Source organism: Melghirimyces profundicolus, from assembly GCF_003054245.1.
In the GTDB taxonomy this organism is placed as follows: domain Bacteria; phylum Bacillota; class Bacilli; order Thermoactinomycetales; family DSM-45169; genus Melghirimyces; species Melghirimyces profundicolus.
On the sequence record NZ_QBKR01000022.1, the window covers coordinates 15,516 to 35,288 of the forward strand.

The 19,773-nt window shown below is 54.6% G+C and carries 21 protein-coding genes; 14 read left to right on the forward strand and 7 right to left on the reverse strand.

The genetic code is table 11. From position 1 onward, the window contains the following. Positions 1-32 precede the first annotated feature (32 nt). The 4 genes from C8P63_RS14285 to C8P63_RS14300 form a co-directional block, all read right to left on the reverse strand. Positions 33-1,379: a UDP-N-acetylmuramoyl-tripeptide--D-alanyl-D-alanine ligase gene (locus C8P63_RS14285; protein WP_170109672.1), complete on the reverse strand. Its 1,347-nt coding sequence runs from the start codon at positions 1,377-1,379 to the stop codon at positions 33-35. Between the two features lie 169 nt (positions 1,380-1,548). Beyond that, positions 1,549-2,226 carry a TerC family protein gene (locus C8P63_RS14290; protein ID WP_108025331.1) on the reverse strand — a complete coding sequence of 226 codons (678 nt, stop codon included), beginning with the start codon at positions 2,224-2,226 and terminating at the stop codon, positions 1,549-1,551. Positions 2,227-2,466: 240 nt separating this feature from the next. Then, positions 2,467-3,843, reverse strand: a complete 1,377-nt coding sequence (locus C8P63_RS14295; RefSeq protein ID WP_170109673.1) for a UDP-N-acetylmuramoyl-tripeptide--D-alanyl-D-alanine ligase — start codon at positions 3,841-3,843, stop codon at positions 2,467-2,469. A gap of 116 nt (positions 3,844-3,959) precedes the next feature. Beyond that, positions 3,960-4,316, reverse strand: coding sequence for a transcriptional regulator (locus tag C8P63_RS14300; RefSeq protein WP_108025333.1), 357 nt, complete (start codon positions 4,314-4,316; stop codon positions 3,960-3,962). A gap of 189 nt (positions 4,317-4,505) precedes the next feature. Here C8P63_RS14300 and C8P63_RS14305 point away from each other — a divergent pair, with 189 nt between their 5' ends. Next, complete coding sequence (locus C8P63_RS14305) at positions 4,506-4,868, forward strand: hypothetical protein (RefSeq protein ID WP_108025334.1); 363 nt, start codon at positions 4,506-4,508, stop codon at positions 4,866-4,868. Between the two features lie 86 nt (positions 4,869-4,954). Here the strand turns inward: C8P63_RS14305 and C8P63_RS14310 are convergent, their stop codons facing one another. Beyond that, on the reverse strand, positions 4,955-5,140 hold the full coding sequence (locus C8P63_RS14310; protein ID WP_108025335.1) for a DUF896 domain-containing protein: 186 nt from the start codon (positions 5,138-5,140) through the stop codon (positions 4,955-4,957). Positions 5,141-5,216: 76 nt separating this feature from the next. Here C8P63_RS14310 and C8P63_RS14315 point away from each other — a divergent pair, with 76 nt between their 5' ends. The 9 genes from C8P63_RS14315 to C8P63_RS14355 all read left to right on the forward strand — a co-directional run bounded on the left by C8P63_RS14315 (position 5,217) and on the right by C8P63_RS14355 (position 14,099). After that, the gene (locus tag C8P63_RS14315) at positions 5,217-5,888 is read left to right on the forward strand and encodes a YneB family resolvase-like protein (RefSeq protein WP_108025336.1); all 672 of its coding nucleotides are present in this window, start codon (positions 5,217-5,219) and stop codon (positions 5,886-5,888) included. 23 nt (positions 5,889-5,911) lie between these two features. Further along, positions 5,912-6,976 carry a M42 family metallopeptidase gene (locus tag C8P63_RS14320; protein WP_108025337.1) on the forward strand — a complete coding sequence of 355 codons (1,065 nt, stop codon included), beginning with the start codon at positions 5,912-5,914 and terminating at the stop codon, positions 6,974-6,976. Positions 6,977-7,047: 71 nt separating this feature from the next. Beyond that, entirely contained in the window at positions 7,048-7,998 is a 951-nt protein-coding gene (locus C8P63_RS14325; protein ID WP_170109674.1) for a DUF7847 domain-containing protein, read from the forward strand. Continuing rightward, positions 7,958-8,656 carry a DUF4129 domain-containing protein gene (locus tag C8P63_RS14330; RefSeq protein WP_170109675.1) on the forward strand — a complete coding sequence of 233 codons (699 nt, stop codon included), beginning with the start codon at positions 7,958-7,960 and terminating at the stop codon, positions 8,654-8,656. Before C8P63_RS14325 ends, C8P63_RS14330 begins: the two co-directional genes overlap by 41 nt. Beyond that, complete coding sequence (locus C8P63_RS14335) at positions 8,653-9,858, forward strand: DUF4350 domain-containing protein (RefSeq protein ID WP_108025339.1); 1,206 nt, start codon at positions 8,653-8,655, stop codon at positions 9,856-9,858. Before C8P63_RS14330 ends, C8P63_RS14335 begins: the two co-directional genes overlap by 4 nt. Further along, positions 9,801-10,760: an AAA family ATPase gene (locus C8P63_RS14340; protein WP_108025340.1), complete on the forward strand. Its 960-nt coding sequence runs from the start codon at positions 9,801-9,803 to the stop codon at positions 10,758-10,760. The genes C8P63_RS14335 and C8P63_RS14340 overlap by 58 nt, the downstream gene beginning before the upstream one ends. Continuing rightward, positions 10,714-12,075, forward strand: a complete 1,362-nt coding sequence (locus C8P63_RS14345; RefSeq protein ID WP_108025341.1) for a DUF58 domain-containing protein — start codon at positions 10,714-10,716, stop codon at positions 12,073-12,075. Before C8P63_RS14340 ends, C8P63_RS14345 begins: the two co-directional genes overlap by 47 nt. Positions 12,076-12,110: 35 nt before the next feature. Beyond that, positions 12,111-12,572, forward strand: coding sequence for an HIT family protein (locus C8P63_RS14350; protein WP_245920929.1), 462 nt, complete (start codon positions 12,111-12,113; stop codon positions 12,570-12,572). Positions 12,573-12,779: 207 nt separating this feature from the next. Beyond that, on the forward strand, positions 12,780-14,099 hold the full coding sequence (locus C8P63_RS14355; protein WP_108025342.1) for a YncE family protein: 1,320 nt from the start codon (positions 12,780-12,782) through the stop codon (positions 14,097-14,099). 358 nt (positions 14,100-14,457) lie between these two features. Here the strand turns inward: C8P63_RS14355 and C8P63_RS14360 are convergent, their stop codons facing one another. Continuing rightward, entirely contained in the window at positions 14,458-15,015 is a 558-nt protein-coding gene (locus tag C8P63_RS14360) for an acyl-CoA dehydrogenase family protein (protein ID WP_281258730.1), read from the reverse strand. Then, the gene (locus C8P63_RS19195; RefSeq protein ID WP_170109676.1) at positions 15,005-15,175 is read right to left on the reverse strand and encodes a hypothetical protein; all 171 of its coding nucleotides are present in this window, start codon (positions 15,173-15,175) and stop codon (positions 15,005-15,007) included. Before C8P63_RS19195 ends, C8P63_RS14360 begins: the two co-directional genes overlap by 11 nt. A gap of 738 nt (positions 15,176-15,913) precedes the next feature. Here C8P63_RS19195 and ahpC point away from each other — a divergent pair. From ahpC to C8P63_RS14380, 4 genes are all read left to right on the forward strand, one after another. Next, positions 15,914-16,483 carry an alkyl hydroperoxide reductase subunit C gene (ahpC, locus tag C8P63_RS14365; protein WP_108025344.1) on the forward strand — a complete coding sequence of 190 codons (570 nt, stop codon included), beginning with the start codon at positions 15,914-15,916 and terminating at the stop codon, positions 16,481-16,483. Positions 16,484-16,498: 15 nt separating this feature from the next. Beyond that, complete coding sequence (ahpF, locus tag C8P63_RS14370; RefSeq protein ID WP_108025384.1) at positions 16,499-18,028, forward strand: alkyl hydroperoxide reductase subunit F; 1,530 nt, start codon at positions 16,499-16,501, stop codon at positions 18,026-18,028. Positions 18,029-18,235: 207 nt separating this feature from the next. Next, complete coding sequence (locus C8P63_RS14375) at positions 18,236-18,874, forward strand: IS3 family transposase (RefSeq protein ID WP_170109677.1); 639 nt, start codon at positions 18,236-18,238, stop codon at positions 18,872-18,874. Beyond that, on the forward strand, positions 18,867-19,259 hold the full coding sequence (locus C8P63_RS14380) for an integrase core domain-containing protein (protein WP_245920935.1): 393 nt from the start codon (positions 18,867-18,869) through the stop codon (positions 19,257-19,259). The genes C8P63_RS14375 and C8P63_RS14380 overlap by 8 nt, the downstream gene beginning before the upstream one ends. The last annotated feature ends 514 nt before the right edge of the window (positions 19,260-19,773 follow it).

Sequence of the window (19,773 nt, forward strand, 5' to 3'; positions counted from 1 at the left end):
CACCGGCTGCTTTTCCGTTGAAACCCTTCGGTTCAGGAAAACCGGAGGGAATCGACGATTTTCTCGAGTTTGAGCTTTCTTGACGCTTTGAAGTAGATCATGGAACGGGGCGGGGTGTTCCGCAGATAACGGATCAGGGATTCGCGGCTTGTGAAGTGGATCACCCGTTTCGGGCTCATTCCGGCGGCGACGGCCGCTTTTCCGATTTCACGGGATTCGCGTCCGTAAGTGACCAATCGGTCAAGGTTCATGCGGGCGACGAATCGGCCGACCTGCCGGTGGGCCGTCCACGTATAGTTGCCCAGTTCCTGCATGTCTCCCAAAACGGCAACCGAAGTGCGTTTTCCGGACAGATGTTTCAGCACGGTCAAACCGGCTCTCATGGCGGTGGGATTGGCGTTCCAGGCATCATTGATCAACACCCGTCCCCGGGTTCCCGCCAGTCGCTGGAGTCGCATTTTTGGCAGCTTTACCCGTTCCAGCCCCCGTTTGATCGATGAAAAATCCATCCCCAATGCCCGGGCGATCCCAATGGCGGCCAGTGCGTTATAAACATTGTGCTCACCCCAGGTGGGAATCCGGAAGGTTCCCCGTTTTCCTTCCATCTTCACATCGAAACTCATGCCAAAGGGAGTGTAGCGGAGATGATTGGCCTGAATATCGGAGGGATGTTGGATACCGAAGGTGTGCACCTTCCCCTGAAAACGGCGGGTCGATAACCGTCGGGAACGCGGGCAGTCCGCATTCAAAAACAGGGTCCCGCCCTTCCGGAGTCCATCGATGAGCTCCTGTTTGGCCTTCACCACCCGGTCCAATCCGCCGAGGCTTCCCGCATGGGCTTCCCCCACATTGGTGACAGCCCCCACTTCGGGACGCACCACCCGGCATTGGCGGGCGATGTTGTTCAGCGACTTCATCCCCATTTCCAGCAATAACACCTGGTCCTTGGAGGACAGCCGCAGGAGATAGGAGGGAAGGAAGCTGAAGGTGTTCAGGTTTTCTGTTGTGTGAACCACCCTTTTGGTTTTCTTCAGGATCGTTCCCACCATGGCCGTGGTCGTTGATTTTCCGGCACTTCCGGTGACAGCGGCCACACGGGGGGAGTGATGTTTCCAGTTCCAATTGGCCAACCGCCAGATGGCCCGTTTGTTGTTCTTTACCCGGATCACGGCACTCTCTCCCGGGAGAGATGAGGCGGGAACGTCTTCGGGCAACACCACGGCGACGGGGGGGGTCTTTGCCAGCGCGGCGAGCTGCTTTTCACGGGAACGGGAAGTGGAATAAAAGTAGATCTGGTTTCTCCTGAGGGAGGAAGGCTTCCCCAGGTTGGCCGTCCGCAGGATGCTTCCGCCGTTTCCGCGAATCAAAGACCCGCCCATGATCTTGGCACAGTTTGATAAGGTGACGGGTTTCGTTGGAACCGCCTCCTCCATCCATTCGGTAATCGAGTCGGATACTCAACACATCCTATTCCGAAAGGGAGTGGCCCGGCACGAAGGAGGAAGCCCAAAAAAACCCGGCACCGAGGCGCCGGGTTAGGATGGGAAGTCAGGTCTGTGTCGCCTGTTTTTTCTTGGTCAGACGGCCGAGGGAGAGAACCCCGGCCACGATCAGCAGGACCAGCCCCCATTGGATGGCGGGTTCCCCCTCGAGAATTTCTTTCAGAAACGGCTCATCCACGATCATCTTGGCCGCGGTCCAGGCCAACACGCCGGAGCCGATGTAGATGATGGAGGGATAGCGTTCCATCCACTTGAGGATCATGGTGCTTCCCCAGATAATGATGGGCACGCTGATCAGCAATCCGAGAACCACCAGGATGTAATTTCCGTGGGCGGCACCCCCGATGGCCAGGACATTGTCCAGCCCCATGACCGCATCGGCCACAACGATGGTCCCGATTGCTCCCCACATGTTGTTGCTGGCTTTGACATCTTCGTGCCCTTTGTCATCCACCAGGAGTTTGTAGGCGATCCAGATCAGGATGAGCCCGCCGACCAACAGGAGGCCGGGGATCTTCAACAGCCATACGATTGCCAGAGTGGCCAGGGCCCGGATGACGACAGCGCCCATTGTTCCCCCGATGATGACCCACCTTTGCCTTTCCTTGGGCAAATTTCTCGCTGCCATTCCGATGACGATCGCGTTGTCTCCCGCAAGCACCAGATCGATGATGATAATGGAGATGAGGGCCTGAAGGAATTCCCATGATAGATACTCTGCCATGATTCTACCTCACTTTTCAGGTAATATAAAAAGACCTTCACCACAAAGAAACGGTAAAGGTCTTGCCAACAACACGAAGGTTGCCAACAAAGCCGGGGACGCATCCCGTAATGACGACTTTGTTGTATCAGCTACTCCCCTTTAACAGGAAGAGAATCCTATTCAATTTCCATTTCATTATACTTGTTGTTTGAGCCTATGTCAAACCCGGTTGGGACAGATTCCCGACCGGGTTTGACACTACTTCTTCAAAAGCTTTACGGTTTGCTCCAATTTTGTTTTCCGTGAAGCTTTGAAATAAAGGATCGAGCCTGGAGGGACTTTCTTTTTGATGCGTTTGGCCACTTTTTGAGGTCTGTTTTGGCAAAAACGAACTTTGTTTCGGGCATAACCGGATTGAATGGCGGCTCTTCCGATCTCTTTTGCTTTTGGACCCACCGTGAAAAGATAATCGGGATTCAGTTTCGCCACTTTCTTCCCGACCCGCCGGTGTCCCTTTTTGGACAGGCGCCCCAGTTCGGCCATATCTCCCAAAACAGCCACACTGGGTTTTTCCTTTGCGACTTTTTTCAATACTTTCAGTCCGGCGATCATGGAATTCGGATTGGCGTTATATGCGTCATTGATCAAGAGGCAGTTTTTGATCCCCCGGCTCCGCTGCAATCTCATTTTCGGGGGTCGGAAACGGCTCAACCCTTTCCGGATCTCCCGCCGCGGGACTCCGAGATGACGGGCCAGAGCAATCGCAGCCAAGGCATTGTACACATTGTGCTCGCCCCAAAGGGGAATCTCGTACTTCTTTTTTTTGACCCGGAACGACATCCCCTGACGGGTGTATTGAATGTCACCGGCTTGCAGGTGGGCACGGTTGCGGACACCGTACGTAATGATTTTGCCCCGAAAACGCCGGGTGTTCAGTTTCCGTGTCCCCTTGTCGTCCGCGTTGATGATCAATGTCCCTCCCGGCCTCACGCCGTCCACCAGTTCCTGTTTTGCCCGGACCACGTTGGAACGCTTTCCTCCCAAGCTTCCAACATGAGCCACCCCGACATTTGTCACAATTCCGATGTGGGGTTTTGCCACTTCGCACTGGCGTCGAATGTTTCCCAGACTGGACATTCCCATTTCAAGAATGACCGCTTGATGATCCGGTCGAAGTCGGATCAGGTTGAAGGGCAGCATGGACGCGACATTATAGTTGGCAATTGTTTTCAAGGTGCGGAAACGGCGGGACAAAACAACGGCTGTCATCTCTTTGGTGGTGGTTTTCCCGCAGCTTCCGGTGATTCCGATGAAAGCGGCGCGTGAACGGGAACGTTCCCGACGGATCAGATTTCTGACCGAATTCATCACATGATGGACTGTAATGACCGCGCATGTCCGGGGAACACGATGTTCCAATCCCTTTTTCACCACAACGGCTGTGGTCGGCTTTGGTTGTAACCTTTGAAGTTCCTTTGCTCCTGTTTGGGTGTTGAGTCGCAAAAAAACAACTCCGTGGTTTGGAAGAGGGGAAGTCCGTTGATACAATCCGTGTTTCAATTTCAGGTTCGGGTTTCCGCGGACAATCCGCCCACCGATCACACGGGCCAATTTTCCCAATTCGATCGGAAACAAGGGATCTTCTCTCCTTCCCAGACAGTCTATCTCCCATAGGTTATGACACGGTATGAGAGTCTGTTTGGGTGAAGGAACAGAAGGGGGCAAAAGAGGCTCATAGGAAAAAGGGTTGTCTAACGTTGGATCGACTTGGATTCGGATAAATGGACATGGGCGCCTTGTTTCCGGATGGCTTCATGGATGGAAGCGAGTTGTTGCCAGTGTCGCTCCACCGCGGACCGTCCGTCCGCCGTGATCCGGATCGTGGTTTGGGGGATCTTTTTTCTCACAAAGTGCTTGTCGATCACCACCAAATTGGCTTTTTCCAACTTGGCCAGGTGACTGGAGAGGTTTCCTTTGGTCAGTCCGGTCAACTCCTGTAAAAAGAGAAATTCAGCCAGAGTGCAAGCGGACAGGGCGGTCAGGATCGAGAGACGGGCCGGTTCGTGAACCAATTTGTCCATGCGGGCCAGCTCTTTGTAGGGCAACATGCAAGAATCGCCTCTCAAATATCAATATTTTGCCTCCACCTGTTACTATATATTACTAACTTATTGTTATCAATAACCAGTCTGTGATAGAAACTGAATAATTGAAAATCAGAATCCGGATGGTTGCATTTGCCCGCAAAAGAGGAAATGATAAAACCAAGGTACGGAACAACAGAGAGGAGGAATCGTATGAAGTTATGGGGCGTTCAGGTGCGGATCCGGGACGGGCAAGGAAACCCGGCATGGCAGCACCCCTTTATCGTGAAAGCAAAAACGGGGTTTGAGGTGACGGGGAAGGCACAGAAACGGATCGCTGAACGGGCTCCGGTAAACATCGGGCCCGGGAGCTCCGTGGAAATCCACCTCGAATGGGAAGAGCCGTTGGCCCACGGCCAGGAGGAGATCATGACCCGAATGGATCAGATCCGGGAAATCACGGAGAAAATGGAGGAATGGGAACGAAAAAAAGAGCAGGCAGAGCCCTCCGTCCGGCTGGAACTGGAGATGCGGATCCAGCGGGAGCGGGAAAAGCTGAAGCGTTTAATGAAGTGAAACCAAAAAAAGGGCCCCGTCAAGGGCCCTTTCCGTCTTTCATATTTCGTTCTCCCGGACACTTGTTTATAATGAAAGGGGCATCCTCAGGACCGATCCACATCATCAACGAAGCGGACCCGGTCCAGCTGGTTTTTCACCGCGCCGCGAATCCCTTTCAGATACCGCGCTCTCAGCTTTTGCTGTTCGCTCTTCTCTTCGGGAGTGAGTCCCTCGGCTTTCTGTTTGCGGGCCAGTTCGTTGATCCGTTGGATCAGTTCATCGGTAATCACCAGTATCACTCCTCCAACCTATCAATATACCGGAAGCCGATCGATATGGCAAGCCCTGAGAGGGGGTGGAAAACAGGTGAGGGGAATCATTTACGCCAGGGTCTCCACCCGGCGGGGGGAACAGGAAACCAGCCTGGAGCGGCAGGTGGCGGATCTTCAAGCGTGGGCCGAGAGCCTCCCTTGTGAAGTGGTGGAAGTCATCACCGAGCGACACAGCGGGTTCCAGCTGGAGCGGGAAGGTCTCTGCCGCCTCCTGGATGCCGTCCGGGAGAAAGAAGCCGAAGCCGTCCTGGTTCAGGACGATACCCGGCTGGGCCGGGGGGAAGCCAAACTGGCGGTGGTCCACCAACTGTCCCGCTCCGGCTCACGCATCTACAGTCTGCAATCCGGCGGGGAGCTGGAGTTGGAAGCGGGGGAGTCGACGGTTCTGCACATCATGGCCAAGGTGGAAGAACTGCAGCGGAAGTGGATGAGGCAAAAGATTTCCTGGGGGATGCGCCGGGCGGTCCGGGAAAAAGGGTTCAATCCGGCCCGGAACCTGAAAAACCAAGGCCAGGGCGGCCGTTCGCGGAAAGACGTCCCGATGGAACAGATCCTCGCCCTGAAAGAAAAGAAGCTGACATTTGAGGAGATTGCAGCCACCCTGCAGGGGTTCGGCTACGACGTTTCCCGGGCGACGGTCCACCGCCGTTACCGGGAGTGGAAGGCCCGGGAATCCGAGGACAACCCGAAGCAATCCCATACATAATCATGGTTGGAGTGAAGTGAGGCATGAATTGGAAACGTTTTGAGAAACTGACGCAGCTCGCGGGGGTTCCGGGAGCGGAAGAAGAGGTCCGTGAGGCGTTGAAAAAAGAGATCGGACATTACACGAAGGAGATGGTTCGTGACCGGCTCGGCAGCCTGTTCGGCGTGAAGCGGGGGACGAAAGAGAGCCCGCGGGTGATGGTGGCCGGCCACATGGATGAAGTCGGATTCATGGTGACCCGGATCACCGACGATGGTTTTCTTAAATTCCAGACTCTCGGCGGTTGGTGGGGCCAGGTGATGCTGGCCCAACGAGTGGAAGTAGTGACCCGGACCGGAAAACGGATTCCGGGAGTGATCGGATCGGTGCCGCCCCATCTATTGAAAGAAGAAACCCGGAGAAAACCGGTGGAGATCGATGACATGTTCATCGATATCGGAGCGGATGACCGGCAAGAGGTGGAAGCCGCCGGGATTCGGCCCGGGGATTCCATTACACCCGTCTGCCCACTGGTGGAGATGGAAGGCGGCCGCCGTCTGATGACGAAAGCCGTGGACAACCGGTTCGGGTGCGCAATGGCGCTGGAACTCCTGGAAGATCTCTCGGATATGGAGCACCCCAACGTCGTCTACTCAGGCGCCACGGTGCAGGAAGAAGTGGGTCTCCGGGGGGCCGTGACGGCGGCGCAAACCATCGAGCCCGATGTCTTCTTCGCCGTGGATGCGGGTCCCGCTGGAGACACACCGGGAGTGAAAGACGGCTTCGGCGAACTGGGAAAAGGGGTGGTGATCCGGCTGTTTGACCGGTCCATGGTGCCGCTTTCCGGCATGCGCCGTTTCCTGGTGGAGACGGCGGAGGAAGAGGGGATCCCGTACCAGTTTTTTGTCTCCCAGGGGGGAACCGATGCCGGCGCCGTACATAAAACGGGCACCGGAGTCCCGTCCGCGGCCGTGGGCGTCTGCGCCCGCTATATCCATTCCCATGCCGCCGTGGTGGACAAAGGGGATATCCGGGCGGTCAAGCGCTTCCTCACCGCGTTGATCCGCCGTCTCGACTCCGATCGGGTGGAACAAATTCTCCGGGGCTGATGTGTCAGCCCCCTCCGGTCAAGCCCGGGCTTCATTCCCGGGTTTTTTCAACTCAAAAAGGGGGAGTTCGTTTGACGGAAAAACCCTTGCCCGCCGGTTCGGTCCGGCCGTGGAAGTTCACCGGGATCCTGGACGGGGTTTTTCGCATCCTCCGCGTCCGGTTATGGAGCGTGTGGGCGATCTGCGCCGCATTTCTCGGTGTCGGAACGTTCTTTTTCCACTTTTCCCTGGGTCAGGCGGAGACCGCCCAGCCGATGGGAGTCGCGCCGGATCCCTACGCTCCGCCGGAGACTTCCTTGGTCCTCGTCTTTCTGTCTTTTGTGATTTACGGATTGTCTTTCCTGTTCCTCCATCCTCTCGCTGTCGCTTCGGTCACGGAGGTGGCCCGTCGGCATTTGAGAAGGGGGGAGGCGACGGGGATTCGGGAGGCCTTTCGCCTGGTGGGACGATACGGGGGATCGGTGCTGATGACGATGATCCTGAAATGGGTGTTGATGATCGCCTGCCTGGCGGTTCCCGTCCTGATCTTTCTTTTTTCGGGATTGCTGCTGGGGGCGGTCACCGGGGACTGGGCCTCCGCCATGGGGGGGGTGGCGGTATTGGCCGTCCTGTGTTCCCTGGGCCTGCTTTCGTTTCTGTATTGTCGGCTGTTTCTGGCGGTCCCGGTGATCCTGGAGGAGAATACACCCTACTGGCCCGCCTTGAAGCGAAGCTGGCAGCTGACCCGCTCCGCCTTCTGGAGAACCTTCGGGCTGTTGCTGGTTCTGGGTCTGATTCTGTATGTGTTCAACCTGGTGCCTTCCCTCCTGCAGATGTTGCGGCTTCCCCTGGAGTTCTTCCTCCCGCCGGGAACGCGCTGGATCTCCAACCTCCTCCTCTCGGCGATGGTGGCGGCTTTCACCTCCCTGGTTTATGCGGCCCCTCCCATTTTGGCGGTGGTGTTGTATTATGAGCGCCGTTTCCGCAAAGAAGGATGGGATCTTGCGGCGGAAGCGGAACATCTTCGGCGGGAAACGGCATGAGGCATCCACGCGGGAGAAGGAGGTGGGGCATGGCGTGTCGCCGGACTACCGGGAAGCACGAAAACAGTTGTCCGAGATTTTGAAAGAAGAAAACCGTTCCAAACAAAATTGGTTATTGGACATTGAGCGCCAACTGGATGCCTGGTCCCAGGAGGCCAACCGCTGGCTTTCCCACTGGATGGAAACCCTCTTCGGAATGGATGTGGACGTGCGGATCGGCTGGCTCCTGCCGTTCCTGCTTGCTCTGATGGGGGGACTGACTTTTTTCTGGCTGCGTCGGCGGGTGCATTTCCACCGGACAGTGGAGCAACGTCTATCCGGAACTTCCTCTTTTGAAAAACACCCTTCCTCCCGATGGTGGGACTTGGCGGAAACCTACGCGGAACGAAGGGAGTACCGGGAAGGAATCCGCTGTCTCTTCCGTTCGGTGCTGGTGTCCCTGAACGAGAGGCGGGTGTTGGTGCAAGGGGATTTTAAGACCAACCGGGAATACCGGCAGGAAGTGGAGCGGAACCGTTCCGAACTCCTTCCCGCCTTTTCCGCCTTGATCCAGCGGTTTGACCGGGTGTGGTACGGACGGGTGGAAGCCCGGGAAGAAGATTACACGGAATTCAAAAGGCTCTCCGCCGAGTTGGTGAAAGGGGGTGGAGCCGGGTGAAAGGAAAGATCCGGCCCTGGCTCTGGGTTCTGGTTCCGATCCTTCTGATAGCCTGGCTGCTCCCATTCGGATGGAACGCATCCATGGTTCCGTATTCGAGCCTGACTCCCTCCGACCGGGGAGTTTCCGGGATATACCGCCTCCTGGAGGAACGGGGAGAGCCTGTCGGGCGGTGGGAGGAAGGCTGGGATCATTTGCCGGAAACCCGGGGCCATGTTTTGTGGATCGTGGAACCTTCCCAACGCTTTTTCTCCCCCGGTGAGATCGACACCCTGAAACAGTGGGTCCGAAACGGGAACACGCTCATCGTCTGGGCCACGTTCGGCCGACCTTTATCCGACGGGTTGCATCTGGACGGGTATGAAATCGACCACCGAAAAAAGAAGGTTTCCATGGATCGGTCGGGTTCCGGTTGGAAAAACGAGGTGGAGACTCTTCATTTTCCCCGGAACCGCCGGCTTTTATCTTCGATGGACGAGGTCTGGAAAGATGATCAAGGCATTCCCCGGATCGGGAAGAGAGGGATCGGGAAGGGGGCCATCTATTACATCCCCGAACCGGACCTGATCACCAACCGGGGGATCGGCAAGGAAGACAACCTGGCCCTGGCCCTTTATTTTGCCTCCCTCGCAAAAGGAGATGGGCGAATCTGGTTTGACGAAACCGTCCACGGGATGGAGGCGCCGTCGGCCGGCGGGGCGGGGGAAGAGCGAACGCTGACGACCCTGATGTCCCCTTTGCTATGGTGGTTGTTTTTTCAGGGAACCCTTCTGTTTTTCCTCTGGCTCTACCGGAACGGGAAGCGGTTTGGAGCCCCCCGCTGGGAATCGGTTAAGGAAGAGCGGACCGGGAATGAATACATTCGGGCGATGGCCTCGCTGTACCAATGGGCCGGGGTGGGACAGGAGTCCTTGGCCATCCAGCTGGAGGGAGTGCTGCGGGAGACCCGGAGCCGGCTCGGACTCGGTTCCCGGAGTCCCCTTTCCAAGGTGCTGGAGCAGACGGAGCGAAGGATGGGATGGGTGGCCGCTCAGCGGTTCCGGAAATTGATCCGGGAGATTGAAAACCTTCCCGACACGCCAAAAGGAAGCACATTGATCCGGCTCAGCCGGGACTTGCAAAAGTGGAGAGAGGAGTTGGAAGGATGGAGACCCAAACGATCGACATCAAGGGAATCGGGGAGCTTTCCAACCGGGTTCTGAGCACGCTGGAAACGGTGGTCGTCGGCCAACAAGAGCCACTCCGGCTGTTGTGGGCCACCCTGCTGACCGGTGGCCATGTCCTCCTGGAAGGGGTACCCGGACTCGGAAAAACCTTGATCGTCCGGGCGCTGGGAGCCGTCATCGATGCTCCCTTCGCCCGGATCCAGTTTACCCCGGACCTGATGCCGGCGGATGTGACGGGAACCAAAATCTTCGATGCGCAAACCGGACGGTTCTCTTTTAAACGGGGTCCATTATTCACCTCCCTGTTGCTGGCCGATGAAGTGAACCGTACCCCGCCGAAGACCCAGGCCGCCCTCCTGGAGGCGATGGAAGAGGGACGGGTCACGGTGGACGGGGACGGAATGCCGCTTCCGGAACCTTTTTTTGTGGTGGCGACCCAGAACCCGATGGAGTATGAAGGAACCTATCCGTTGCCCGAGGCGCAGCTGGATCGTTTCACCGTCAAACTGACAGTGGATTATCCCGGGGAGGAAGAGGAAGTGGCCGTGCTCAAGGGTCACCGGATGACCGAGGGCCGGGAGGCATCCCTCCCCCCCCAGGTGACCACCCACGAAGTGTTGGCCTGCCGCCGGCGGTTGGAAGACGTTCGGGCCGAGGAGTTCGTCATCCGATACATCACGTCCCTCGTGCGGGCGACACGCCATCATCCGCAGGTGATGCTCGGGGCCAGCCCGCGTGCCGGCATCAGCCTTCTGTCCCTGGGGCGGGCACTGGCGGCGATGGACGGCCGGAATTACGTCACCCCGGATGATATCAAGAGTGTCATCAAACCGGTGCTCCGGCACCGACTCGTCCCCAAGCCGGATGTGGAATTGGAGGGATTGAACTCCGATGAACTCATCGAAGAGATCGCCCGTTCGATACCGGTTCCGCGATAATGCCCTGATTCCCACTCCCCGGCTGCTCCTCTCGGTCGCCCTGGGAGCGGTTGTCACCCTGGCCGCATCCCCGGCGGGGTTGGAAGGTCAGGCGGCGGGGATCTTCTATGGGGCACTCGCGACTCTGCTTGCGGGGGAAGGATTCACCCTCCTACGTTACGGCCGGTTGGACCTCTCACGGGAAAGTGCCGCCTTCTTCGAGTTGGGGGAAGACAACGAGGTGACGCTGAGGGTGTCCCACCCGGCTCCCTACGCCGTCCGGTGCGTTCTCCGGGATGATTTTCCCAAGGGGTTTCAGGTGGACGTCCGCGACCTCATCCTGCATCTGGCCCCGGGAGAAAAGGGGGTCGCCCGCTACCGGGCCCGACCCCACCGACGCGGACGGCACACTTTCGACCGGATTCATGCCCGCGTCACCGGGCGCTTCGGTCTGTTGATGCGGCAACAGGCACGGGAGGCCGGGGAGGAAAAGCGGGTCTATCCCCGGTTGAAGGAGGTGCGAAAGGTCCGGGGCGGGATCTATCGGAAACAGCTCTTGTCCGAGGGACCCCACACCCGCCGGGGGCTGGGACGGGGGTCGGAGTTTTCCCACATCCGGGATTACGTCCCCGGGGATGAACCCCGGATGATCAACTGGAACGCCACCGCCCGCATGAACAAGCTGGCCACCAACGTGTACCAGCCGGAACAGGGTCAACACGTCGCCGTTCTGATCGACTGCGGGCGGGTGATGGGGGTGAAAGACGGGGAATTAAGCCGTCTGGACCGGGCGGTGGAAGCGGCCCTTGCCTTTGCCGCCATCGCCCTGGAGCGGGGAGACCAGGTGAGCCTGCTCGCTTTTTCCAGCCGGGTGTTAAGGTGGGTTCCCCCGGGAAAAGGGGGCGTTCAGCTTCAGCGCCTGGTGGAGGCGGTCCACGACCTGGAACCGGAATATGTGGAGTCCGGTTACCGCACTGTGGTGGAGACCCTGGCATTCCGTCAGAAACGGCGGGCGTTGGTGGCCCTCTTCACCGACACCGGCAATCTCACCTTCGCCGACGAACTGGTGGAGCAGCTGGCGGTGCTCCGGCGGCGCCACCTGGTGATGACCGTGACGACGGAGGATCCCCTCCTGGAACGGGAACGGAGTCTCTACCCCCGGGTGGAGAAAGACGTCCACCGCAAAACGGTGGCCCAACGGATTTCCGACGATCGTTCGGAACGATTGCGGAACCTGAAGCGGCGGGGGGTGGTCACGCTGGACGTTCCTCCCGGCCAGCTGGCCCCCTCGGTCATTCACCAATACATCGAGATCAAAAACCGGGCGTTGTTGTGAAGACACGAAATCGGGGGTGTGACGGTGAGCGAGGATTGGAAAAAAGACCGGGTTGGTTCGGCTATCCGAGGCGAAAATCCGATGGTGATGGCCAAAATGAAAAGCGGTTTGCCGTGATCGGGGATACTCAGTTCCTTCCAGGGTATTGTGTGCTATTAGCTGCTCCCCGGGCGGCCGCATTGAACCAGTTGAGTTATAAAGAACGACAGGATTTTTTGATGGATATGAGCTTGATCGGTGAAGCCATCGAAAAAGTTTGTCATCCGAGGCGGGTCAATTATTCGATTCTCGGTAATAAGGATCCTTTTTTACATGCCCACATATTTCCCCGATACGAATGGGAGCCGGAAGAACTGAAGCCCTATCCGGTTTGGCGATATCCCGATGAAAAATGGATCGACAAGCGGGTTCATTATCGTGAAGAAAAACACGGCGATTTAAGAAAAAAAATAACGGAAGCGTTGGTTGAACGGATGAATCAGGCTGATCACGGGTGATTTCATAAAACCGGGCCCTCAATTCAGGGTGCCGGTTTTTTGTATGGGGAGGATCTCGGGAGTTTGTTTATCTTGGTCGGTTGCGTATTTTCAATCGGGGGGCGGGAACCGCGGATATTTTGGGAATATTGACTCACGCAGGATTGCCAAACATTATCAATTGATTTACAATTCCAACAAATCAATCACACAGAAGAGGTGAATGGCATGGGAGTGTTGAAAAAGCGGCGGACCCTGTTGAGGAGAACCGGTGCCCGTTGGGTGGCAAAACTGATCATGGCCGCCCTCGTGGTCGTTTTCCCAATGACGGCTTCCGTCAACGCATCCCAGGTACCGCCGGAAGGGCCGGAAACGCGGTCGGTCCTCTTTGTCGGAAACAACTGGGACGGTACGGTGGACATCATCGACCCCGAGGACTTCACCCGGCTCGGTCGGATCCATGTCATCCCGGATCTTGAGGAGCGTCGGCAAGCGATGGTGACCGATCCCGTGAGGGTCGGGTACTACTTGGCGATTCGCCAACTCGTCGGGGAGGGAAACGACCAGTACGTGGATGACATGTTCACGTCCCGCGATGGGCGCTACCTCTACGTCTCAAGGCCCAGCCTGGCCGATGTCGTCGGCATCGACCTGCGGACGCGGGAGATTGTCTGGCGCGTGCCGATGGAGGGCTACCGGTCGGATCACATGGCGATGTCTCCCGACGGCACGCGTTTGCTTGTGTCTGACTCCACAGCCCGGAAGGTGCACGTGATTGATCCGGCGGAGGGCCGTAAAGTCGGTAAGTTCGAGTCGGGGGACTCTCCCCACGAGAACAACTACTCCTCCGATGGTAAGCGGATTTTCCACGCGAGCATCGGCCACGTTTGGACCCCGGCCGACCAGCCGGCCCTCGACTCCACGAAGGGGGATCGTTGGTTCCAGATTGTCGATGCCGGGACGAACGAGGTCATCAAACGCCTGGATATCGGTGAGATCCTTGAGGAGCACGGCTACAAGGGCTACAGCCCGGCAGTCAGGCCGATGGCCCTCTCTCCCGACGAGAAAACCGCCTACCTGCAGCTGTCCTTTTTCCACGGGTTCGTCGAGTTCGATCTGGAGAACGAAAAGCCCTTGCGCCTTGCCCACCTGCCGGTCAGCGAGGAAGCCAGGAATACCCCGCGCGAGCAGTATCTTCTCGACTCCGCCCACCACGGACTGGCGATGAACCCCGAAGGCACGAAGCTCTGTGTCGCAGGAACGATGTCGGACTACGCCGCGATTGTGGATCGTGAGACATTCGAGTACAAGCTCTTCCCGAAGGTGGACAAACCGTATTGGGCGACCAACAGCGCCGACGGGCAATACTGTTTCGTCTCGGCCAGCGGTGATGACTCGGTCGTCGTCCTCGACTACGACACCGAGCAGGAGGTCACCCGGATATCCGTCGGCGACCACCCGCAACGGATGCGCATGGGGGTCATCCGTCACGACTACGTCAAGCACCTGCCCGGCGCAGAACACAGCGATCCTGCGAAAAGGCCGTAAGGCCGTAATGCCAATTCGGAGCATATAGGGGTCCGAAAAAAGAAAGAAAATGGTACGGCAAGATAAGGGGGTAGTCCGAGATACGTGCAATATATACAGCTCTATATGGGATTAATTGGTAATACCGTGAGGTATCGCTGGTAAGGGGCCCCGACGTCAAAACGCGGAAATCGCACGTTAAGAAGCTTTGACTACCAATAAAACCCGAAATCCTTTCGTTAAGGATTCCGGGTTTTTGGTCTAATACTCAGATTCGTCGTCGAATAAACAAAGTGATCCCCGTCAACCCTGCTGCTAAATAAAAGGCAGCGGCCAAACCATACAGGCTAGCGAAGATACCGAAGATTGAAGGACCAATTCAACAGTGTCCGATGTGGCGCTGTATGATTGCCGCCGTGTCGACGCCCCGCGGCAGAGTTCCGTATTCAAAGCTGGTTTGGTCACCGAGTCGTGCGGCGCAGAATGCATCAGCCACCACGGTCGGCGCGAAGCGCAAAAGTAGAGAAGCTTGCAGCGCGAGCGCCATCCGCTCGGTTAATCGCCGGGCCAGTGGTTCGAGGTCGTCGCCGCCACGGAGCTCAGCCTCCAGGTCGCGCACGAACATGTCAAACCGCGTGTCGTCACCCGCCGCCTCGTGAAGTTCCGCTAAGAAGGCATCGAGGGCCTGCGGCACCCTCAACGAACGTATAACATCCAGGCAAACGACGTTGCCGGAGCCCTCCCAGATCGACAGCACCGGCTGCTCACGGTAGCGACGGGCGAGTGGGAAGGTTTCGACGTAGCCGTTACCTCCCAGGCACTCCAACGCCTCGAAAGCGTGGTGCGGGCCTCGCTTGCACACCCAGTACTTCATTACGGGAGTCGCAAGCCGACGGAAGAGTAGTTCCCGTTCGTCGGCATTCGCTTCAGGCCGCAGGCATCATGATATCTGTGATACTTGGGTTTGGCTTACCGTCTTTCATTTCTTTGATCAGAAACAGGTATGAGATTTTCACTTCGACTGGTAACGTAGTGTCAAAGATCGCTCCTGGAGCTTGGAATTCTTCTGATGACCAACCTTGCACTAATTTTCCCATCAAAAAATCCTCCTCATAAGGCCTGCCGCGCCCACCAAGAGAAGGATTGCTCGCACTTTCTGTCTATTTTGATATGGGAAAAGTTGCCCTCCTATTGACTGAAAGTGTCTATAGAGGGTAAACTTAACCTAACCTATTGTAGTGCGAGTCACCGGTTTCTCTTGGCGGAGGACGGTGGCTCATTTATTTTGTTAAATCAATTCTACCAAATTGAACCACAATTTTCTATGTTGGTAGAAAAGAGCCGGGGGCGAACCCCGGTTTTTTTTGATTTCAAAACGGAAACGAGAGACTAGTCTGAAATGCAAACCTTTCTTGTTTCAGTCGTTTCCGGCCACAAATTCAACCTTGGTTGGATCACTTCGCGCATAGGCCTGGAGCAATAATAGCAGGACATGTCTGTGACTGATCGGTGGACTCGCTCAATCTGTAGACACCGGGGACACTGCATCCGTTTCATATTCATAGGCAGAACCTTCCTCAAGAAAATAAGGGAACGCTCACATATCCTCTTCGAATCTCCGTTTTTTGAGGAACAAACGAACTCCCTTGAAGGTTGAAAATTGAAGGAAATAGTAAATTTGGATGGTGGGTAACCAAGAGACTAAAGACTAGCCTTCAATTTCCATAATATGGTCGCGTGGTGACCCCTACTACCGCCTTGACAAAAGAATAGTTCCTAAGTAATAATTAATACTAAACTATAATCATTTTAAACTAATGAGGAGGAATTTGATTATGTCTCTAATTGGAACTGAAGTAAAACCGTTCAAAGCACAAGCTTACGACCCCAAAAATGACAAGTTTATCGAGGTTACCGAAGCCGACCTAAAAGGGAAATGGAGTGTAGTTTGCTTTTATCCAGCAGATTTTTCATTCGTTTGCCCTACTGAACTTGAAGATCTGCAAAACCAATATGCAACTCTCAAAGAGCTTGGGGTCGAAGTATACTCCGTTTCAACAGATACCCATTTTACTCATAAGGCATGGCATGATCACTCAGAAGCGATTAACAAAATTGAATACATTATGATCGGTGACCCTTCAGGAAAGCTCTCTCGCAACTTCGATGTGCTGAACGAAGAAGAAGGCTTAGCTGATCGCGGTACGTTCATCATCGATCCAGATGGTATCATTCAAACTGTTGAAATTAATGCGGGTGGCATCGGCCGTGATGCAAGCACGATTGTTAACAAGATTAAGGCAGCACAGTATGTTCGTAACAACCCAGGTGAAGTTTGCCCAGCTAAATGGAAAGAAGGTGCTCAAACTCTTAAGCCAAGCCTTGACCTTGTAGGAAAAATTTAAGGAGTATGATCAATGATGATACTGGATGCAGATATAAAAGCACAATTGGCCCAATACCTTCAATTGATGGAGGGTGATGTTCTTCTAAAAGTCAGCGCGGGATCCGATGACGTATCCCGCGACATGCTGGCGCTAGTGGATGAATTGGCTACCATGTCACCCAACATTAAGGTAGAGAAAACACAATTGCAGAGAACGCCGAGCTTTAGTGTAAATCGTATTGGCGAAGATACTGGGGTAACTTTTGCTGGTACCCCTCTGGGACACGAATTTACTTCATTAGTGTTGGCTTTGCTTCAGGTTAGCGGAAGAGCTCCAAAGGTTGATCAGAAGGTAATTGATCAAGTTAAAAGCATTCAGGGCGAATATCACTTTGAATCTTACATCAGCTTGAGCTGCCATAACTGTCCTGATGTTGTACAGGCACTGAACTTAATGAGCATTCTCAATCCTGGCATTACACACACCATGATTGACGGTGCAGTTTTCAAAGAAGAGGTAGAAAGCAAAGAAATCATGGCCGTGCCAACTATTTTCCTAAATGGCGAACCCTTTGGCAGTGGCCGTATGACACTTGAGGAAATCCTGGCCAAAATGGGGAACGGTCCAGACGCATCAGAGCTTTCTGATAAGGATCCATACGATGTGCTTGTTGTTGGGGGCGGTCCAGCCGGTGCAAGTGCAGCAATCTATGCGGCACGCAAAGGCATACGTACAGGCATTGTTGCTGAACGCTTTGGCGGTCAGGTAATGGACACCATGGGCATTGAGAACTTTATCAGTGTGAAATATACTGAAGGTCGTAAGCTGGTAGCAAGTCTTGAAGAACATCTCAAAGAGTACGACATTGATGTAATCAACTTACAGCGTGCCAAGCGTTTAGAAAAGAAAGACCTTATCGAAGTTGAACTTGAAAATGGTGCTGTTCTAAAGAGTAAAACCGTAATCCTTTCAACAGGTGCACGCTGGCGCAATATTGGTGTACCAGGTGAAGCAGAGTTCAAGAACAAAGGTGTAGCATATTGTCCTCATTGTGACGGCCCATTGTTTGAAGGAAAACATGTAGCGGTTATTGGCGGTGGTAATTCTGGTATTGAGGCGGCAATTGATCTCGCAGGTATTGTGAAACATGTAACAGTTCTTGAGTTCATGCCAGAGCTGAAAGCTGATGCTGTCCTACAGGAGCGTCTTTACAGCCTCCCTAACGTAACTGTCCTAAAGAACGTTCAAACAAAAGAAATTACCGGCACTGACAAAGTAAACGGCATTTCTTACATTGACCGTGAGACAGGAGAAGAACAACATATTGAACTGCAGGGTGTATTTGTTCAGATCGGCCTTGTACCAAATACCGAGTGGGTATGTGAAACAATTGAATGTAACCGCTTCGGTGAAATCATTGTCGATAAGCATGGCGCTACGAACATCCCTGGAGTGTTTGCTGCAGGTGACTGTACGGATAGCGCATATAAGCAGATTATTATTTCGATGGGATCAGGTGCTACGGCAGCCTTAGGTGCATTCGATTACCTAATTCGAAATTAATGAAGGATATCAGTAGAACCGTTGATATGACGGTTCTACTGACTATATCTTAAATTCGGAAAGTCACTTTACTATTTGTCCGGTAGTAAAGCGACTTTCTTTCTTTTTCTGGAGCTTATCTATAGCGCCCCATTTTAAAATGCAACACTCGGTTTACTGAGATCCCGCTCCCCATAATGGTAGAAAACCATCTATGGAGGGATGAAGATGAAGCGTCGTCATTGGAGCCAGGAAGAAAAAATGGCGATTGTACTGAATCGTTCCATCTCAGAAGTTTGCCGGGAGCATCAAATCTCGCAGGCACTTTATTACCAATGGAGGGATGCGTTTTTAGAAGGAGCTAAAGCGGGACTTCGTCCCAAACGGCAGACGGAAACGGCGATGTGGGAAAAAAAGATTGCGGAATATGAACGGCTTGTTGGCACCCCTTCCCTGAAGGAAGGACTCTCCTCGATCCAAGTGCTGGTAGAAGCCAACGAAGTGACGGTTACAGCCGTTTGCAAGGCGTTGGAGATTGAGCACTCAACGTACTACAGAGAGGTGAAACGCTCTTATGAAGTGAAGGCGCGATCCTGTCCCCGGCAGAAAATCTTGGCTCAAGAAGTGAAGCGCCTAACCACCCAGTATCCGACCTTTGGTTACCGTCGAATTTGGGCTTTACTCCAACGAAAAGGTTATCCCTGTAACCAGAAAACGGTTTACCGGGCAATGAAACGCATGAATTTGTTGCAAAAGACGATTCAGTATGGGGCCAAACGGTCCGTTGGGGAACGGCCCGCTCATCCGACGGGCCCGAATCAACGTTTGATCACGAGAGGGGTGGGCCTACTTGGTGGCGATGATTGACGCATATGATCGTCGGATTGTGAGCTTTGATGTTCAAGCGTTTTGCCGGGATGATGAAGCCATCCATGCTCTCCATCTCGCCGTGAACCAAACCTACCCCGAGGGGATTCGGGAAGTCGATTCCAGACTCAAACTCGTACACGATAACGGTCCCCAATTTACCAGTCGCGACTTCTTGAAAACGCAGTCCAATGCCTTGATCGAAAGATGGTTTCGCTCGCTTAAAGAAGAAGAGATCTGGCTACACGAGTATGCCTCCATTCGTGAGGTTCGAGAGGCGGTGAATCGATATGTTCATTGGTATAACGAGGAGCGTCCCCATTCCTCTTTGCGGTACAAAAGTCCGATGGAATACCATCAAACCCACCTCATGTTGGCTGCATAAAAAAGACACGATCCCGGTTCACCAGCTCTCGGCCAGCTTCACATCAGGTCTCGTGCCCTTGTTCCACTATCCAGTATAGTCAAGGGTTTAGACTTTCAAACGGATCCTGGGGACTGGCTTGAGGCTGGCTTTGCATCAGGGCCTTGTGCCCTTGTTCCAAAAGTTTTTGGGGATGTGGGCCTCAGTTACATATACGGTATGTGTGTTGCACTTTTAGGGTAGCATTACAAATTCGGGATACTATCCTCATCGAAAGAATGGGGATCCCCTTCCGCCCGGTTGTTGTTTAACGAGTCAAATCCACTGTCTGGAAGCATTGTCCGCTACAGAAAGAGGGGCAGATCTTGACCGATGATGTCGTGAAAGTTACTCGATCATTACTTGGTAAGTCAGTTATTAATATGACATCCACGAAGCGGCCTCCTCTTTTGCAGGAAAATGAGTTTTTCAGGGTACGTACGCAAAAGTTTACGAGATGCTATCGGCAGAGATTGAGAAAATGGTTGTTGTTATC

What these genes read in the sequence shown, in the direction of transcription:
- C8P63_RS14285 (WP_170109672.1), bottom strand. Translation starts at nt 1,379, where the DNA reads ATGGGCGGGTCTTTGATTCGCGGAAACGGCGGAAGCATCCTGCGGACG.
- C8P63_RS14290 (WP_108025331.1), bottom strand. Translation starts at nt 2,226, where the DNA reads ATGGCAGAGTATCTATCATGGGAATTCCTTCAGGCCCTCATCTCCATT.
- C8P63_RS14300 (WP_108025333.1), bottom strand. Translation starts at nt 4,316, where the DNA reads ATGTTGCCCTACAAAGAGCTGGCCCGCATGGACAAATTGGTTCACGAA.
- C8P63_RS14305 (WP_108025334.1), top strand. Translation starts at nt 4,506, where the DNA reads ATGAAGTTATGGGGCGTTCAGGTGCGGATCCGGGACGGGCAAGGAAAC.
- C8P63_RS14320 (WP_108025337.1), top strand. Translation starts at nt 5,912, where the DNA reads ATGAATTGGAAACGTTTTGAGAAACTGACGCAGCTCGCGGGGGTTCCG.
- C8P63_RS14340 (WP_108025340.1), top strand. Translation starts at nt 9,801, where the DNA reads ATGGAGACCCAAACGATCGACATCAAGGGAATCGGGGAGCTTTCCAAC.
- C8P63_RS14345 (WP_108025341.1), top strand. Translation starts at nt 10,714, where the DNA reads ATGAACTCATCGAAGAGATCGCCCGTTCGATACCGGTTCCGCGATAAT.
- C8P63_RS14355 (WP_108025342.1), top strand. Translation starts at nt 12,780, where the DNA reads ATGGGAGTGTTGAAAAAGCGGCGGACCCTGTTGAGGAGAACCGGTGCC.
- C8P63_RS19195 (WP_170109676.1), bottom strand. Translation starts at nt 15,175, where the DNA reads ATGGGAAAATTAGTGCAAGGTTGGTCATCAGAAGAATTCCAAGCTCCA.
- ahpC (WP_108025344.1), top strand. Translation starts at nt 15,914, where the DNA reads ATGTCTCTAATTGGAACTGAAGTAAAACCGTTCAAAGCACAAGCTTAC.
- ahpF (WP_108025384.1), top strand. Translation starts at nt 16,499, where the DNA reads ATGATACTGGATGCAGATATAAAAGCACAATTGGCCCAATACCTTCAA.
- C8P63_RS14375 (WP_170109677.1), top strand. Translation starts at nt 18,236, where the DNA reads ATGAAGCGTCGTCATTGGAGCCAGGAAGAAAAAATGGCGATTGTACTG.
- C8P63_RS14380 (WP_245920935.1), top strand. Translation starts at nt 18,867, where the DNA reads ATGATTGACGCATATGATCGTCGGATTGTGAGCTTTGATGTTCAAGCG.